The sequence below is a fragment of the Mesorhizobium sp. genome (assembly GCF_017306585.1).
GTDB lineage: Bacteria > Pseudomonadota > Alphaproteobacteria > Rhizobiales > Rhizobiaceae > Mesorhizobium.
On record NZ_JAFKIC010000117.1, the window covers coordinates 19,618 to 34,143 of the forward strand.

Annotated in this window: 18 protein-coding genes; 10 read left to right on the forward strand and 8 right to left on the reverse strand. The window is 63.9% G+C overall.

What is annotated here, in order from left to right; translation table 11 throughout:
* Positions 1–162: 162 nt before the first annotated feature.
* A complete protein-coding gene (locus tag J0I79_RS08525; RefSeq protein ID WP_292856430.1) occupies positions 163–1,182 on the forward strand; it encodes a LacI family DNA-binding transcriptional regulator in 1,020 nt (339 codons plus the stop codon).
* Here the strand turns inward: J0I79_RS08525 and J0I79_RS08530 are convergent.
* The 5 genes from J0I79_RS08530 to J0I79_RS08550 all read right to left on the reverse strand — a co-directional run bounded on the left by J0I79_RS08530 (position 1,179) and on the right by J0I79_RS08550 (position 6,254).
* Positions 1,179–1,973 carry an inositol monophosphatase family protein gene (locus tag J0I79_RS08530; protein ID WP_292856432.1) on the reverse strand — a complete coding sequence of 265 codons (795 nt, stop codon included), beginning with the start codon at positions 1,971–1,973 and terminating at the stop codon, positions 1,179–1,181. The genes J0I79_RS08525 and J0I79_RS08530 overlap by 4 nt on opposite strands.
* An 81-nt stretch (positions 1,974–2,054) precedes the next feature.
* Positions 2,055–3,056, reverse strand: coding sequence for an LLM class flavin-dependent oxidoreductase (locus tag J0I79_RS08535; protein WP_292856434.1), 1,002 nt, complete (start codon positions 3,054–3,056; stop codon positions 2,055–2,057).
* Positions 3,053–3,886 carry an arylamine N-acetyltransferase gene (locus J0I79_RS08540; protein ID WP_292856436.1) on the reverse strand — a complete coding sequence of 278 codons (834 nt, stop codon included), beginning with the start codon at positions 3,884–3,886 and terminating at the stop codon, positions 3,053–3,055. Before J0I79_RS08540 ends, J0I79_RS08535 begins: the two co-directional genes overlap by 4 nt.
* Before the next feature lie 69 nt (positions 3,887–3,955).
* Positions 3,956–5,119 (reverse strand): AI-2E family transporter, encoded by a 1,164-nt coding sequence (locus J0I79_RS08545; protein WP_292856438.1) that lies wholly within the window; start codon positions 5,117–5,119, stop codon positions 3,956–3,958.
* Positions 5,120–5,201: 82 nt separating this feature from the next.
* The gene (locus J0I79_RS08550) at positions 5,202–6,254 is read right to left on the reverse strand and encodes an LLM class flavin-dependent oxidoreductase (RefSeq protein WP_292856440.1); all 1,053 of its coding nucleotides are present in this window, start codon (positions 6,252–6,254) and stop codon (positions 5,202–5,204) included.
* Positions 6,255–6,475: 221 nt separating this feature from the next.
* Here J0I79_RS08550 and J0I79_RS08555 point away from each other — a divergent pair, with 221 nt between their 5' ends.
* Positions 6,476–6,904, forward strand: a complete 429-nt coding sequence (locus J0I79_RS08555) for a DUF6481 family protein (protein WP_292856442.1) — start codon at positions 6,476–6,478, stop codon at positions 6,902–6,904.
* 207 nt (positions 6,905–7,111) lie between these two features.
* Here the strand turns inward: J0I79_RS08555 and sugE are convergent, their stop codons facing one another.
* Entirely contained in the window at positions 7,112–7,426 is a 315-nt protein-coding gene (gene sugE, locus J0I79_RS08560; protein WP_292856444.1) for a quaternary ammonium compound efflux SMR transporter SugE, read from the reverse strand.
* 202 nt (positions 7,427–7,628) lie between these two features.
* Entirely contained in the window at positions 7,629–7,754 is a 126-nt protein-coding gene (locus J0I79_RS08565; RefSeq protein WP_006200611.1) for a hypothetical protein, read from the reverse strand.
* A 236-nt stretch (positions 7,755–7,990) separates the two neighbouring features.
* Here J0I79_RS08565 and J0I79_RS08570 point away from each other — a divergent pair, with 236 nt between their 5' ends.
* The 3 genes from J0I79_RS08570 (at position 7,991) to J0I79_RS08580 (ending at position 10,304) form a co-directional block, all read left to right on the forward strand.
* On the forward strand, positions 7,991–8,956 hold the full coding sequence (locus J0I79_RS08570; protein ID WP_292856448.1) for a cation diffusion facilitator family transporter: 966 nt from the start codon (positions 7,991–7,993) through the stop codon (positions 8,954–8,956).
* Positions 8,957–9,024: 68 nt separating this feature from the next.
* Positions 9,025–9,429: a GFA family protein gene (locus J0I79_RS08575; protein ID WP_292856450.1), complete on the forward strand. Its 405-nt coding sequence runs from the start codon at positions 9,025–9,027 to the stop codon at positions 9,427–9,429.
* Between the two features lie 62 nt (positions 9,430–9,491).
* Positions 9,492–10,304: a class I SAM-dependent methyltransferase gene (locus tag J0I79_RS08580; protein ID WP_292856452.1), complete on the forward strand. Its 813-nt coding sequence runs from the start codon at positions 9,492–9,494 to the stop codon at positions 10,302–10,304.
* Positions 10,305–10,322: 18 nt separating this feature from the next.
* Here the strand turns inward: J0I79_RS08580 and J0I79_RS08585 are convergent, their stop codons facing one another.
* Positions 10,323–11,588: a DNA recombination protein RmuC gene (locus J0I79_RS08585; RefSeq protein ID WP_292856454.1), complete on the reverse strand. Its 1,266-nt coding sequence runs from the start codon at positions 11,586–11,588 to the stop codon at positions 10,323–10,325.
* A 103-nt stretch (positions 11,589–11,691) separates the two neighbouring features.
* Here J0I79_RS08585 and def point away from each other — a divergent pair, with 103 nt between their 5' ends.
* From def to J0I79_RS08610, 5 genes are all read left to right on the forward strand, one after another.
* Positions 11,692–12,222 carry a peptide deformylase gene (gene def / locus J0I79_RS08590; protein WP_292856456.1) on the forward strand — a complete coding sequence of 177 codons (531 nt, stop codon included), beginning with the start codon at positions 11,692–11,694 and terminating at the stop codon, positions 12,220–12,222.
* A 102-nt stretch (positions 12,223–12,324) separates the two neighbouring features.
* Positions 12,325–12,612, forward strand: a complete 288-nt coding sequence (locus J0I79_RS08595; protein WP_292856458.1) for a plasmid stabilization protein — start codon at positions 12,325–12,327, stop codon at positions 12,610–12,612.
* Positions 12,609–13,034, forward strand: a complete 426-nt coding sequence (locus J0I79_RS08600) for a type II toxin-antitoxin system VapC family toxin (protein WP_292856460.1) — start codon at positions 12,609–12,611, stop codon at positions 13,032–13,034. Before J0I79_RS08595 ends, J0I79_RS08600 begins: the two co-directional genes overlap by 4 nt.
* A gap of 35 nt (positions 13,035–13,069) precedes the next feature.
* Complete coding sequence (gene fmt / locus J0I79_RS08605; protein WP_292856462.1) at positions 13,070–14,023, forward strand: methionyl-tRNA formyltransferase; 954 nt, start codon at positions 13,070–13,072, stop codon at positions 14,021–14,023.
* Complete coding sequence (locus J0I79_RS08610) at positions 14,020–14,526, forward strand: N-acetyltransferase (protein WP_292856464.1); 507 nt, start codon at positions 14,020–14,022, stop codon at positions 14,524–14,526. The genes fmt and J0I79_RS08610 overlap by 4 nt, the downstream gene beginning before the upstream one ends.

Below are 14,526 nucleotides of genomic sequence, written 5' to 3' on the forward strand. Positions count from 1 at the left end.
TCGATCCTGTCAAGCCGATATAGGGTAACGCTGGTTTGACGCATTTCAATTCTTGCCTAGAAAGGCAGGATTCCGTAGGTATTGGGAATACGGGATGACGAAACGTTTCGAAAAATGACAGTGTCCGGGCCAAGAAAACAGCGAAAATCCACCGCTCCCACCATGCTTCACGTCGCCGAAGCGGCGCGTGTTTCGGTCGCTACCGTTTCAGCCCTGATCAACGGCACGGCGACCGTCAGCCCCGAGCTCAGCGCCCGTATAGAGCAGGCGATCCGCGACATCGGCTACAAGCGCAATGCGATCGCGCGCAGCTTGAAGATGGGCACGACGCGCACCATCGGCCTGACAGTGCCGCACATCACCAATCCGTTCTTCACCGATGTCGTCTCGGTCATCCAGCAGGCCTTCGACCGGGCCGGCTATGCCGTCATGCTGTGCTGCACGGACGAGGACCTGAACACCCAGGACGACCAGATCAGGCTCCTGCTCGACCGCATGGTCGACGGGCTGATCGTGGCGCGCGTCGGCGACGGCGCGCTGCTCAGGGGGATCGTCGAGGACGCCAACGTGCCGGTGGTGCTGCTCGACCGCACTCTGGAAGGCGTGGACACAGACGCGGTCGTGCTCGACAACCAGAGCGCGGTGTTCGACGCCATCACCTACCTGATCAATCTCGGCCACCGGCGCATCGCCTATATCACCGGTACTTCAGATATCTCGACCATGGGCGACCGCATGGCCGGATATCGCGAGGCGCTTCAGGCCGCCGGCCTGCCGGTGAGCCCGGAGCTGATCCGCTCCGGCAATTTTCATGAGATCGACGGCTACAACGCCACCATGCAACTGCTGTCGCTGCACGAGCGGCCGAGCGCGATCTTCTCGGCCAACAACCCGATGGTGATCGGCACGATGAAGGCGATCCGCGATATCGGCCTGTCCTGCCCGGAAGACATTTCCGTCGCCTGTTTCGACGATTTTCCCTGGTCCGACGTGTTCCAGCCGCAGCTAACCACCGTGGCGCAACCGGTGCAGGCGATCGGCGAACAGGCCGCCAATCTGCTGCTCGACCGCCTGGCGGGCAACCGCGACGCGCCGCCGCGCAAGCTGGTGCTCAAGGGCCGGCTGATGATCCGCAATTCGTGCCGGCCGCTGGGCGCGGTCGTGCAGGGCGTGACCGCTTAAGCCGGGAACACATCCGAGCAGAGTGCCTGCAGCTTCGAAAAGACGTCCTTGCCGCCCGTGATGACCTGTGTCCCGCTCCGCAGCACCGTCTTGCGATCCGCCTTCAGAACGGTGCCGCCGGCCTCCTCGATCAGCAGCATCCCGGCCAGGCAGTCCCAGGCGTTCATGTGTTCCTCGACATAGCCAAGCAGGCGGCCCGAGGCGACATAGGCGAGCATCAGGGCGCCTGAGGCGTTGCGGAAGAAGACACCGCCTTCGGCAAGGATTTTCTTGATCAGCACGGCGATGTTTTCCGCCTCGGCCCGGTTCGAGAAACCGGTGCCCACCGAGCCTTCTTCCAGGCTGGTCGCAGCACTTGTCCTGATCGGCCTGCCGTTGACGAAGGCGCCGCCGCCGAGCCTGCCGTGAAACGTCTCAGAGGTCGACGGCTCATGGATGACGCCGGCGACCGTCTCTCCGTCCCGGGCGCATGCGATCACCACGCACCAGGCGGGAATGCCGCGCACGAAATTGGCGGTGCCGTCGATGGGATCGATGACCCAGTCATAGCCTGTGGCGCCGGCCACCGACGCATGTTCCTCGCCGACGATGCCGTCCTGCGGATAATCGGCGGCGATTGCCGCGCGGATGAAGAGCTCAACCTCGCGATCGGCCTGCGAGACCAGGTCCTGATGGCCCTTGCTCTCTATGGTCAGGCTTTCCAGGTCGCGGAAATATTTCAGGCCGAGTTCGCCGGCGCGGCGCGCCAGTTCGATCGCAAACTGTTCGCGTCTGTCGATATCATCTGTCACGGAAGGCTCGCTCTTGCCTGGAGATGCCCCGCCTTTAGCAGAGCATCGATGTCCGCAAAAGCATTTGTCGGCGGATAAATTTCAGGCCGCCCGAGACAGCGATTCGTGAGCCTCGGCAAGGATCTCGAACGACCGCACGCGGGCGGCGTGATCCGATATCTGAGCCGTGACCATCAGCTCGTCGGCGCCGGTGCGGCGCACAAAGGCATCGATGCCCTGACGGACGGTTTCTGGAGATCCGACGACGGCGCAGGACAGCGCCTGGCCGAGCATGGTTTTGGCCATCGGATCGAGATCGCGCTCATAATTCTCCACCGGCGGCGGCAATTTTCCGGGCCTTCCGGTGCGCAGGTTGACGAAGGCCTGCTGCAGCGAGGTGAACAGCAGCCGCGCCTCGGCATCGGTGGGTGCGGCAAAGACATTAAGGCCGAGCATGACATGCGGCTTGTCGAGCTGCTCCGACGGCTGGAAGCGCGAGCGGTAGATGTCCAGCGCGTGATCAAGCTCGGCCGGCGCGAAATGCGAGGCGAAGGCATAGGGCAGGCCGAGCATTGCAGCGAGCTGCGCGCCATAGAGGCTGGAGCCAAGTATCCAGATCGGCACCGTCTGGCCTTCGCCGGGCACCGCCCTGAGACGCTGGCCTTCCTCCGCAGGGAGGAAATAGCCCATCAGCTCGACGACATCCTGCGGGAAATTGTCGACGCCGGCCTCGAGGTTGCGGCGCAGGGCGCGCGCGGTGTTCATGTCGGTGCCCGGCGCACGGCCGAGCCCGAGATCGATACGGCCCGGAAACAGGGCGGCCAGCGTGCCGAACTGCTCGGCAATGACCAGCGGCGCATGGTTGGGCAGCATGATGCCGCCGGCGCCGACGCGGATGGTTTTGGTGCCGCCCGCAACATGGGCGATGACGACGGATGTTGCGGCGCTCGCAATGCCCGGCATGTTGTGGTGCTCGGCCAGCCAGTAGCGCTTGTAGCCCAGGCGCTCGGCATGGCGGGCGAGATCGAGCGAGTTGGCCAGCGACTGCGAGGCATCGCTGCCCTCGACGATCGGCGACAGGTCGAGAACGGACAGTTCGGTCATGTATTGGTCTCCACGATATGCTTTTCGCGCGCCCTGGCCTCAAAGGCGGGGCGGTCGGGAATGATGATGCCGAGTTCGCCTTCCAGCGTGTCGGCAAGGTCGGCGGCGGTAGCCAGATCCTTTTGTTCGGTGCGCCCGCCAAGGTGATGAATCGACAGGCGATTGCCGCGCAGGGCATAGCGCCGGTCGGGCGCGGCGCGGGCGGCCACGATCGTGTTCAGGAAATGCGATGTCGGGCTGGTCGACAGGAAGTAGTTGGTGACGGAATAGTCGATCTCGTATTGCGGCTGCAGATCGAAGCGGTAGAGCGAGCGCCAGTCGCCGCCGATGGCCGCCTGCAGCCGGAAATGATCGTCCGTCTCGACGATGCGGAACGTCTCGTGCGGGGTTTTTTGTTCCCGGCCGGGCTTCAGGAGCAGCGGCGCCGTCAGCGTCAGGCCGCCGAAGCCGACATCGGCGATGTATGTCTGGCCGCCGATCTCTACGCGCAAAAGCATATGGCCACGCGCGGTGATGGCGTCGTCAGGCTGCCCCCAAAGCACACGCGCGGCGAGCCCGCCAACCTTAAAACCAAGCGCCTTCAGCGCATGCATGAAGAGGAGGTTGTGCTCGAAGCAATAGCCGCCACGGCCGCCCGTGATGATCTTGTCCTGCAGTGCAGCAAGGTCCAGCCGGACCGGGCGGCCTAGGAATGGATCGATGTTCTCGAAGGGAATTGCCTGCGGGTGGAGGAAATGAAGCGTCTTCAACGTGTCCAGCGACGCATCCCTGGAGCCGGCGTGGCCGATGCGGCTGAAATAGGCGTCGAGATCAAGGGAAACATCGGTCATCAGGGGCACCGGTCGTCGATGCGCTCGATATAGGCATGCACCCCGCGCGCCGCAAATGCCGGCCGGCGATTACGCGGAAGCCTTGCCGGCCTCCTCCGGCGTTTCCTCGTCAACGACCGACGCATGCTGCGCCAGGAAGTTGCCGACGTGGCTGAGGCCTTCGAAATGGTCGCAGAAGACCTTGATGACGACCAGCAGCGGCACCGCCATGAGAGCGCCGACGAAGCCCCAGAGCCATGACCAGAAGGCGATGGCGATGAAGATCGCGACGGCATTGATCTCGAGGCGCCTGCCCACCACCATCGGCGTCACGAACTGGCCCTCGACGATATCGCACAAAAGCACGAAGCCGGGCGCGAGCAATGCGTAGGAGATCGTGTCGAAGCTGATCAGCGAAATGACCGCGACCAGCACGATCGTCATCAGCGCGCCGACATAGGGCAGGAAATTCAGGAGCGCCGCCGCAGCGCCCCAGACCAGCGGATTGGGCACGCCAAGCGCCCACAAACCGAGGCCGATGACTGTCCCAAGCCCGGCATTGATGACGGCGACCGTCAGAAGATAATGCGAGATTTCGCGTTCGACATCGTAAACAACGCGAAGCGCCCGTTTCTTCTGGCTGAGACTGGCGAAGGACTGGATGATCTTCTCATAAAAGAGCGTGCCCGAAGCGAGCAGGAACAGCGACAGCACGAAGACGATGGTTATGCTGGTGCCGGCATCGACCAGATTGCTCGCGGCCGTCGACAGGATACCCGATGGCGCCACCGCCACTTTCTGCACCCCTGGCTCCTGGGAAGTCTCGGTCATCGCTTCGAGCTGATGCGAAAGATCTATGATCTTGGCCAGCGGCCGTTTGAACTGCGCCAACCGTTCCGTAAGCTGCTGGCCGATCGACGACGTGTTGTTCATCAGATCGATGATCGGTCCGCTGAGCAGATAGCCGGCGCTGGCGAAGATGAAGATCGACAGCATCACCAGAAGCGTCGCCGATACGACTTCGGGAATGCCGCGCTTGCGCAGGAAGCGCACGATCGGCGTCAGGGTCAACGCCAGCAGGAAGGCAAGCATCACCGGCATGAAGAAGGCGCGGCCGAAATAGAGCGCGGCCGTCGCCATGAAGAGAAAGATGCCGATCACCAACGAGCGCATGAGCCTGATGTCGGCGCGCGCATTTGCACGCGGGTCTGGCTCGGCAACGGCGGCTCCCGACGCGATCGGTTCGGCTTTCATTTTTCCCTCAAGCACCGCAACCGGTGCAAACTTTGGGGGAAACGTCCGCGCCCCGGCAAAGTTCCGTCAGGGGCCGGCTTGCTCAGGCAACCGGCGCCGGTGCAGCGGCAGCCGTCTCCTTGCGCACCAGCGGCGCCACCCTGGTGCCATAGAGTTCGATCGCTTTCATGATCTTGGCGTGCGGCATGGTGCCGATCGCCATCTGCAGCAGAAAGCGGTCATTCCTGAAGATCCTGTGCTGGGCGACGATCTTTTCGGCGACTTGTTCCGGATTGCCGACGAACAGCGCGCCATGGGGACCGCGCGACTGGTCGAAATGCGCCCGCGATGTCGGACCCCAGCCGCGCTCGCGGCCAATGCGATTCATCACCTCGGCCTGCGGGCCGTAGAAATCGTCGGCCGCCTGTTCGGTCGTTTCGGCGATGAAGCCATGCACGTTGATGCTGGTGGCAAGGCCTGAAGGATCGGCGCCGGCGCGTTTGGCGGCCTCGCGGTAGAGATCGAACAGCGGCGCGAACCGGGCCGGCTCGCCGCCAATGATGGCGAGCGCCAGCGGCAGGCCGAGCGCGCCGGCGCGGGCGGCCGATTGCGGCGTGCCGCCAATGGCGATCCACACCGGCAGTTTCTCCTGGAACGGCCTGGGATAGACGCCGCGGTCATTGATCGGCGCGCGCAGATTGCCCGACCATGTGACCTTCACCTGGTCGCGGATGGCCAGCAGCAGGTCGAGCTTTTCGGCGAAGAGGTCATCATAGTCTTCCAGGTTGTAGCCGAACAGCGGGAAGGATTCGATGAACGAACCGCGCCCGGCCATAATCTCGGCGCGCCCGCCCGACAGCAGGTCGAGCGTGGCGAATTGCTGGAAGACGCGCACCGGATCATCGGAGGACAAGACGGTGACCGCGCTGGTCAGCTTGATGCGCTTTGAGTGTTCGGCGCCGGCGGCCAGCGCCACGACCGGCGCGGAGGCCGCGTAATCGGGCCGGTGATGTTCGCCCAGACCGAATACATCGAGACCGACCTGATCGGCCAGTTCGATCTCCTCGACAAGATTGCGCAGCCGTTCGTGCGGCCCGATGGCGCCCGGGCCGGGCTGCGGGCTGACGTCGGCGAAGGTGTAGAGACCGAGTTCCATCTGGTGTCATCCTGGTGTGTTGATTGTTGCGCTAGAGGTAGCGACACACCCACCACGCCGCCAGAGGGGTGGCGGGTGAACAGTGCATGTCTGTTTCGGCGCAAAAGGCGTCTCCCGGCTGCAACAGCCCAGAATTTCATGGCTGGCATACCGTTTTGGCGCTTGAACTCCCCGTTTTCGCGCGTATGTAAGCGTCGCGAATTGACTTCAGGGAAGTGGACTTGGCTATCTACAGGGAAAAAGACATTTTCGAGCGGCGCAATGCCGCGAACGAGGCAAAGAAGGCGCTTCTGGCGCGCTTCAACGCAAAGCCGGCAGCCGACGATCCAGCAGTGCTGGCGCGACAGGCCGAGCGCAAGGCTATTCTTGCGGCCCGTGAAATACGCGAGGCCGAGAAGGCCAGGCTGAAGCAGGAAAAGCTGGCCCGCGAGGCGGCCGAGAAGGCCGAGCGCGAAGCTGCGGCCGAGGCGGCGCGCATCGCCGCCGAGGAAGCGGCCGCGGCCGAGGCGAAAATCCGCGAAGCCGAGGAAACCGATCGGATTTCCCGCCTGCTCGCCGACGAAGCCGAGCGCAAGGCCAAGCGTGACGCGCGTTATGCGGCGCGCAAGGCGCGTGTCGGCAGGACGCCTCCGGGCTTTACCGGCCGCTGAGCGTTTCGTTCGTTTCGAGATGATGAAACAGGGCTGCTTCTCGCGGCCCTGTCTGCGCTTGCCTGCGCTGCCCTTAAAGCGCATCGCCACGAGTGCGCAGCGATTCTGAGACAACGACATGCATCAAAACGAAGACTTGAAGCGCGTCGGCTGAATCCGTTTCAGCGCGACGCGCTTTGGTTAGGCGGGCGGCCGCAGCCGGGGAATTTACGCGGCAAACTTCAGCCCCATGATGCCGCAGACAATCAGTCCGATGCAGGCGAGCCTGATCGCCGTTGCGGGCTCGCCAAGCAGCCAGATGCCAAGCAGCGCCGTGCCCACGGTGCCGATACCGGTCCACACCGCATAGGCGGTGCCGACAGGCAGCGCCTTCAGCGCCAGCCCGAGCAGGGTGAGGCTGACGATCATCGACGCGACGGTCAGGACCGTCGGCACCAGCTTGGAGAAACCATCGGTGTATTTGAGGCCGATCGCCCAGCCGATTTCGAACAGGCCGGCGAAAAACAGAAGAATCCACGACATCGAAACGCTCCATCAGAGCACCGAAACGGAGATGTCCGGATGCTCGATCAACAATGGGCGGGTCGTCCCGGCCGGGATTTTAGGGAAGTGCGGGGTCGTCCCCGCGCCTGGCATATAGGAGCGTCCGGACGCCCAATCAATACCATACCGGCGGCATTGGCGAACGCCGCCGGTGTAATCCTGCCACGCAGGCGACCGAGGCCTACTTTTCCTTGAGGCGCATCGCCTTGACCGGCGGCGCCTTCAACGCAGGAGCAGCGGCCGGCTTCTTGGCATCCTTTTTCGGCTTGCGGGCTTCCTTGCCTGCCTTCATCGCACCTTTAGCCATGATTCGTTCCTCCAGTTGCGGGACGCGAAGTGAAACAAGAGAAACGTGTGTAAGCAAGGGGATGTTTCTAGCGATGTGGCGCTCGGGACGTCTGTCAACCGGTTTGGGAGATTTATGGCGCTTCGACAGGCGGCATATGCCCTGAACGGACGGGCCGCTCATGCGTTCAGGAAGGATATGGAGCTTCGGCGGGCGGGCGGCTAAGCTCCAGGCAGCCGGATACAGCGAGGAACCGGATGGCGGGGCATGGCGGGTCCAGAACGGTTATCTACGCGGCGCTCGCCGGCAATCTGGCCATCGCGCTGACCAAGTTCGCGGCCGCGTTCTTCACCGGCAGTTCGGCGATGCTTTCCGAAGGCGTCCATTCGCTGGTCGATACCGGCAATGGCGGCCTGCTGCTCTATGGCATGCACCGCGCCGCGCGCCCCGCCGACCGTGCCCATCCGCTCGGCCACGGCCGCGAACTCTATTTCTGGAGCTTCATCGTCGCCCTGCTGGTTTTCGCACTGGGCGCCGGCGTGTCCTTCTACGAGGGCATCGTTCACATCATGGCGCCGGAACCGGTCGCCAACGTCAAGGTGAACTATATCGTTCTTGGCCTGTCCTTCCTGTTCGAGGGCAGTTCCTGGCTGGTGGCGCTGAAGGAATTCCGCCGCGAGAAAGGCAGGCAAGGCTGGCTGCAAGCGGTACAATCGAGCAAGGACCCCAGCGTCTACACCGTGCTGTTCGAGGACAGTGCGGCACTTCTGGGCCTGATCGTCGCCTTTGCCGGCATTCTGGCGGCGGAGTTGCTGGAAATGCCGGAACTCGACGGCGCCGCTTCGATCGGCATCGCGCTTATCCTCGGCGCGACGGCGATCTTCCTGGCGCGCGAAAGCAAGGGCCTGCTGATCGGCGAGCCGGCCTCGCCCGAGGTGCAGAGAAAGGTGCTGGCGATCGCGCAGCAGGATTCGGCGGTGCAGCGGGCGAATGGCGTGGTCACCGTCCATATGGGACCCGAGGAGATCGTCACCGGCCTCAGCATCGAATTCGAGGACCATCTGGCGGCGCCCGAGATCGAAGCCTGCGTCGAGCGCCTCGAAGCGCGCCTGAAGAAGGAAATGCCTGAGATTACGCGCCTGTTCGTCAAGCCGCAGACGTCAGGCACGTGGGAACAGCGGCGCAGGATGATCGAGGCCGCGTCGGATCCGGCTTTGGACTAGCGCCCCACCGTTGCCTTGCGGCTCCGGGCCGCTAGAATCAGGGGAATGGATTTTTCGGAGGAGCGACGATGAAGATCGACGGCGGGTGCCATTGCGGCGCTATTACCTATGAAGCGGAGGTCGATCCGGAAAAGACCTCGATCTGCCACTGCACGGATTGCCAGCAACTGACCGGCACCGCCTTTCGCGTCACCGTTCCCGCGCCCGAGGAGAATTACCGGATCACAAGCGGCGAGCCGAAAATCTACATCAAGACCGGCGGCAGCGGGGCCAAGCGCGCCCAGGCCTTCTGTGGCAATTGCGGTTCGCATCTCTACGCGACATCGGTTGGGGACGGTCCGAAAGTGTACGGGATCAGGGCGGGGACCGCCCGGCAGCGCGAGGACCTGGTCCCGCGTCAGCAGAAATGGCATCGTTCGGCGCTGCATTGGCTGCCCGATTTCGAGATCGCCACGGTCGAGGGAGAGCGCTGAAGCGCTCCCTCTCGAATTCCGGACATTTGGCAGTGGCGCAGCATGGAACGAAGGGGGTCGCGATGCTCGAAGCCGACAAGCTCTTTGCAGGCTCTATTCCGGAAAACTACGACCGCTACATGGTGCCGTTGATCTTTGCGCCTTACGCGCGGGACATGGCTGAGCGGGTCGCCGCCTTCTCGCCAAATGCCGTGCTGGAGATCGCGGCGGGCACCGGCGTCGTCACCCGCGCACTGGCGCCCGGCCTCTCGCCCGGCGCGCGCTATGTCGTGACCGATCTCAACCAGCCGATGCTCGATTACGCGGCTTCGCGGCAGGCCGCCGACAGCCGCATAGAATGGCGTCAGGCGGACGCCATGGCGCTGCCGTTCGAGGACGCTGCCTTCGATGCCGTCTGCTGCCAGTTCGGCGCGATGTTCTTTCCAGACCGTGTCGCCGCCTACCGGGAAGCGAGGCGGGTGCTGAGACCGGGGGGACATTTCATTTTCAACGTGTGGGATCGGATCGAGGACAACGTCTTCGCCGACGACGTGACGAAGGCCCTTGCGAGGATTTTCCCCGAAGATCCGCCGCGTTTCCTGGCGCGCACGCCGCACGGCTACCATGACACGGCCCTGATCCGCCGCGATCTGGCCGACGCCGGCTTCTCCGGCGCAACGGTCGACACGAAAGCCGAAGAGAGCCGCGCATCCTCGCCCGACCTGCCGGCCATGGCGTTTTGCAGGGGCACTGTTCTTCGCACCGAGATCGAGGCCCGGAAGCCAGGCGGACTGGATGCGGCGACGGACTATGCGGCGGCCGCCATTGCCGACAGGCACGGCAGCGGCGAGGTCGCCGCGAAGATCCAGGCGCATGTCATCGTGGCGGCTGTGTAACCGCCGAGGGCCACAAGCTCAGTCGTCACCCTCAACGACCCTCAGTCTCAACTGCCCGGTCTTGGAGTCGGCGGCGCGGGTCGCGCTGTCCACCCTTGCGGTCGGCTGCCGCGCCGGCGCCTCGGCATCACCATCGCCCTGCCCGCCGAACTCCAGCGCCTCGATCTTCTGGCCGCGTTTGGTCACCTTCGAGGTCGAGACGAGGATGTCCTCGATGTCCTTGGCCGACTGGGCGAAATGACCCTGCAGCTTGCGCACACGCTCGTCGACGCGCGCGACATCTTCCATCAGCCGGATCACCTCGCCCTGGATCAGATGCGCCTGCTCGCGCATGCGGGCGTCCTTGAGGATCGCCTGGATGACCTGGATCGACAACATCAGCAGCGACGGCGAGACGATGACGACGCGGGCCCGGTGCGCCTTCTGCACGACGGCCTCGAAATTCTCGTGGATTTCGGCGAACACCGATTCCGAAGGCACGAACATGAAGGCGGTGTCCTGCGTCTCACCCTGGATCAGATATTTTTCGGCGATATCGCGAATATGCACCTCGATGTCGCGGCGGAAGGCCTGCGCCGCCCCCCGTTGCAGGTCGGGACCATCCGACGCGCGGATGGCGTTCCAGGCCTCTAGCGGGAACTTGGCGTCGATGGCGAGCGAGGGCGCGCTGTTGGGCATCCTGATCAGGCAGTCCGGCCGGCTGCCATTCGACAGGGTTGCCTGGAACTCATAGGCGCCATGCGGCAGACCGTCGGCAACGATCGCCTCCATGCGTGACTGGCCGAAGGCGCCGCGCGTCTGCTTGTTGGAGAGGATCGCCTGCAACTGCACGACCTGGCCGGCGAGCGACTGGATGTTGCCTTGCGCGGTGTCGATGACGGCCAGCCGCTCCTGCAGTCTGGCAAGGCTCTCATGCGTCGACTTCGTCTGTTCGGTCATGGTCTGGCCGATGCGGCCGGTCATGGCGTCGAGGCGCTGGCCGATCGACTGCGTCAGCTCCGCCTGGCGGGCGCCGAACACTTCGGCGATGGCGCCCATGCGGCCCTGCATTTCCGCCTGCGCCTGCAGAATGCCGGCCATGCGCGCCTCGGCGTCGCGGGCATGGTCGGCGGCTTCGGCCGCGGCGACGGCGCGCGCCCTGCCCGACCGCCACAAGGCGATGACCAGCGCCACGAACAGGCCGAAAAATAGCAGCGCGCCGAAAGCCAGCGCGTGGCCAAGCGTGACGGTGGACGCTCCCAACCGGGCGACAGGTTCCGAAAGGATGGTGCTCATGTCATTCATGGCGACAGCATAGCCGATTCGTCGGGCTGGCACAGATCAAAGCGTGAACGTATGCCGGCCAACCCGGTTGACGCGTTCCGCTGGAGGTCTTAGGTGGGACGCCATGCCGATCAAGCCGCTCATCATCCTTCCCGATCCCATCCTGCGCCAGGTTTCCAAGCCGGTGGAACGCGTCGACGCGCCGTTGCGCAGTTTAGCCGACGACATGCTGGCGACGATGTATGACGCGCCCGGCATCGGACTGGCGGCGATCCAGATCGGCGAGCCGCTGCGCATGCTGGTGATCGACCTCGCCAAGGAAGACGAAACGCCCGCGCCGCATGTGTTCATAAATCCGGAAGTCCTGGAAAGCGCCGAGGCGCGTTCGGTCTATGAGGAAGGCTGCCTGTCGATCCCCGACTACTATGCCGAGGTCGAACGCCCCGCTTCTGTCCGGGTCAGATATCTCGACCGCGACGGCAAGCTGCAGGAGATGGAAGCCGAAGGCCTGATGGCGACCTGCCTGCAGCATGAGATCGACCACCTCAACGGCGTGCTGTTCATCGACCACATCTCGAAGTTGAAACGCGACATGGTGGTGAAGAAGTTCAAGAAGCTGGCCAAGGACAAGGCGCCCGGCAAACTTGTGGGATAGACGCGACGTGATCGGCCCTCGCTCGATCATTAGCTATCTTCGAATTTAGTTGAGCGTAAGGCCGCAGGTTGATATCATTGATATCAACCTGCGGAGAAGCCCATGGGCGATATGCTGATCAGAGACATTCCTGACCCCTTGAAGCGCGAGATCGAGCAAGCTGCGCGCAAGGGCGGGCAGAGCTTGTCCGGGAAAGCGATCGATCTTTTACGCAAAGGCATGGTCGCCGAGAGAGATGCCAAGCCCGAACCGGGCCTTTCCGCGTGGGACGCCATTCGTTCCGCATTCGCGACTGAAAACGCGATCGGCGATGAGTTTTCGCAGATCATGGATGAAATCGAAGCAGACAGGAAACGCGACTTCGGTCGTCCGATCGAGGATTTCGAGTGATCGTCCTAGACACCAACGTCATTTCCGAAACGAGCAGGACGGCACCCGACGCAAACGTGGTCGAATGGTTTCGCAAGCAGGAGCTGCTTGACCTCTATCTGTGTGGCCCTGTCGTCATGGAGCAATCTTTCGGCGCTGAACGGTTTTTGAACAAGACCGGCTCCGATCGCCATGTGCGCGCTCTCGATCACCTGATTTCCAAGCAGTTCTCCGGCCGGACCGTTGAATTTGCCGGTTCCATCCCCCGGCTCGCCGGCAAGCTCCGGGCGGATCGGGAACGGATCGGGCGCCCGATCAGCCTTGCTGACGCCATGATCGCCGCAATCTGCCTGGCGCATGACGCCACGCTCGCGACACGCAATGTCCGCGACTTCGACGGGCTTGACCTGAAGCTCGTAAACCCGTTTGAACCAAGCGCGTGAGCTGGCTAACAGCACAACAGGATATAGAAAGAAAAATGCCCCTTCGCGTCATCTTTATGGGCACGCCGGAGTTTTCGGTGCCGACGCTGCGCGCGATCGCCGAGGCCGGCCATCAGATAGCGGCGGTCTACACGCAACCGCCACGTGCGGCCGGTAGGCGTGGGCTGGAACTGACGCCGTCGCCGGTGCAGCGCGAAGCCGAGCGGCTGGGCATCGAGGTGCGCACGCCGACATCGCTCAAGGGCGAGGCCGAGCAGGCCGCTTTCCGTGCGCTTGGCGCCGATATCGCCGTGGTCGTCGCCTACGGCCTGCTGCTGCCGAAGGCTGTCCTGGACGCACCCCGGCTTGGCTGCATCAACGGCCACGCGTCGCTGCTGCCGCGCTGGCGCGGTGCCGCGCCCATCCAGCGCGCCATCATGGCAGGAGACGCCGAGACGGGCATGATGGTGATGCGCATGGAGGAGGGCCTCGATACGGGACCGGTGGGACTGGTTGAAAAATGCGCCATCGACCCCGATATGACAGCCGGCGATCTGCATGATCGGCTGATGAGCATCGGCGCCGCGCTGATTGTGGAAGCGCTGGCCGGGCTGGAACGGGACACCCTCGGATTTACCGTGCAAGCGGCGGAAGGGGTGACTTACGCCAGAAAAATCGATAAATCCGAGACGCGCGTGGATTGGACACGGCCCGCTGTCGAGGTCCACAACCACATTCGCGGCCTGTCGCCCTTTCCCGGCGCCTGGTGCGAAATTGACATTGGCGGCCGCCAGGAACGGCTGAAACTGCTTCGCTCGACACTATCGGATGGCGTGTCGCCTTCGCTGGATTCGAGCGAGTCGGGAGGAATTCTCGATGACCGGCTGACGGTCGCCTGCGGGGCGGGCGCGATCAGGCTGGTCGAAGTTCAACGCGCGGGCGGAAGGCCCGCCGCCGCGTCGGAATTCCTGCGCGGAGCCAAGATCGAAAAAGGAATGAAGTTGTCATGAGTATGATGTCGATACGCGCGGCGACGCCGCGGGATCGCGAGGCCATCCGCCTCGTCGAGGAACACGCGTTCGGCCAGCAGGCGGAAGCCGGGCTGGTCGATGCGCTGGTGACCGACGGCGACGCCGTAGCCGAACTGGTGGCGGAAGAAGACGGACAGGTGGTCGGCCATATCCTGTTTTCGCGGCTGTTCGTCCAGAACGGCGGCAAGCGTTTTGCGGCCGTGGCGCTCGCGCCGCTGGCGGTGGAGCCTTCGTTCCACGGCAGCGGCATTGGCGGCGCGCTGATCCGCGAGGCCCACATCCGGCTCAAGGACGCCGGCGAGACGCTTGCCGTGGTGCTGGGCGACCCGGCCTATTACGGCCGTTTCGGCTACAGCCATGAGCGCGCCGAAAAGTTCGAGACCGAATACCAGGGCGAGGCTTTGCAGGCCCTGGCCTGGGGCGATGCTCCGGACGCCGGCAGGCTGGTCTACGCCTCCGCCTTCACCGCACTGGCCGCTTAA

What these genes read in the sequence shown, in the direction of transcription:
- J0I79_RS08525 (WP_292856430.1), top strand. Translation starts at nt 163, where the DNA reads ATGCTTCACGTCGCCGAAGCGGCGCGTGTTTCGGTCGCTACCGTTTCA.
- J0I79_RS08535 (WP_292856434.1), bottom strand. Translation starts at nt 3,056, where the DNA reads ATGACCGAACTGTCCGTTCTCGACCTGTCGCCGATCGTCGAGGGCAGC.
- J0I79_RS08540 (WP_292856436.1), bottom strand. Translation starts at nt 3,886, where the DNA reads ATGACCGATGTTTCCCTTGATCTCGACGCCTATTTCAGCCGCATCGGC.
- J0I79_RS08545 (WP_292856438.1), bottom strand. Translation starts at nt 5,119, where the DNA reads ATGAAAGCCGAACCGATCGCGTCGGGAGCCGCCGTTGCCGAGCCAGAC.
- J0I79_RS08550 (WP_292856440.1), bottom strand. Translation starts at nt 6,254, where the DNA reads ATGGAACTCGGTCTCTACACCTTCGCCGACGTCAGCCCGCAGCCCGGC.
- sugE (WP_292856444.1), bottom strand. Translation starts at nt 7,426, where the DNA reads ATGTCGTGGATTCTTCTGTTTTTCGCCGGCCTGTTCGAAATCGGCTGG.
- J0I79_RS08565 (WP_006200611.1), bottom strand. Translation starts at nt 7,754, where the DNA reads ATGGCTAAAGGTGCGATGAAGGCAGGCAAGGAAGCCCGCAAGCCGAAA.
- J0I79_RS08570 (WP_292856448.1), top strand. Translation starts at nt 7,991, where the DNA reads ATGGCGGGGCATGGCGGGTCCAGAACGGTTATCTACGCGGCGCTCGCC.
- J0I79_RS08575 (WP_292856450.1), top strand. Translation starts at nt 9,025, where the DNA reads ATGAAGATCGACGGCGGGTGCCATTGCGGCGCTATTACCTATGAAGCG.
- J0I79_RS08580 (WP_292856452.1), top strand. Translation starts at nt 9,492, where the DNA reads ATGCTCGAAGCCGACAAGCTCTTTGCAGGCTCTATTCCGGAAAACTAC.
- J0I79_RS08585 (WP_292856454.1), bottom strand. Translation starts at nt 11,588, where the DNA reads ATGAATGACATGAGCACCATCCTTTCGGAACCTGTCGCCCGGTTGGGA.
- def (WP_292856456.1), top strand. Translation starts at nt 11,692, where the DNA reads ATGCCGATCAAGCCGCTCATCATCCTTCCCGATCCCATCCTGCGCCAG.
- J0I79_RS08595 (WP_292856458.1), top strand. Translation starts at nt 12,325, where the DNA reads ATGGGCGATATGCTGATCAGAGACATTCCTGACCCCTTGAAGCGCGAG.
- fmt (WP_292856462.1), top strand. Translation starts at nt 13,070, where the DNA reads ATGCCCCTTCGCGTCATCTTTATGGGCACGCCGGAGTTTTCGGTGCCG.
- J0I79_RS08610 (WP_292856464.1), top strand. Translation starts at nt 14,020, where the DNA reads ATGAGTATGATGTCGATACGCGCGGCGACGCCGCGGGATCGCGAGGCC.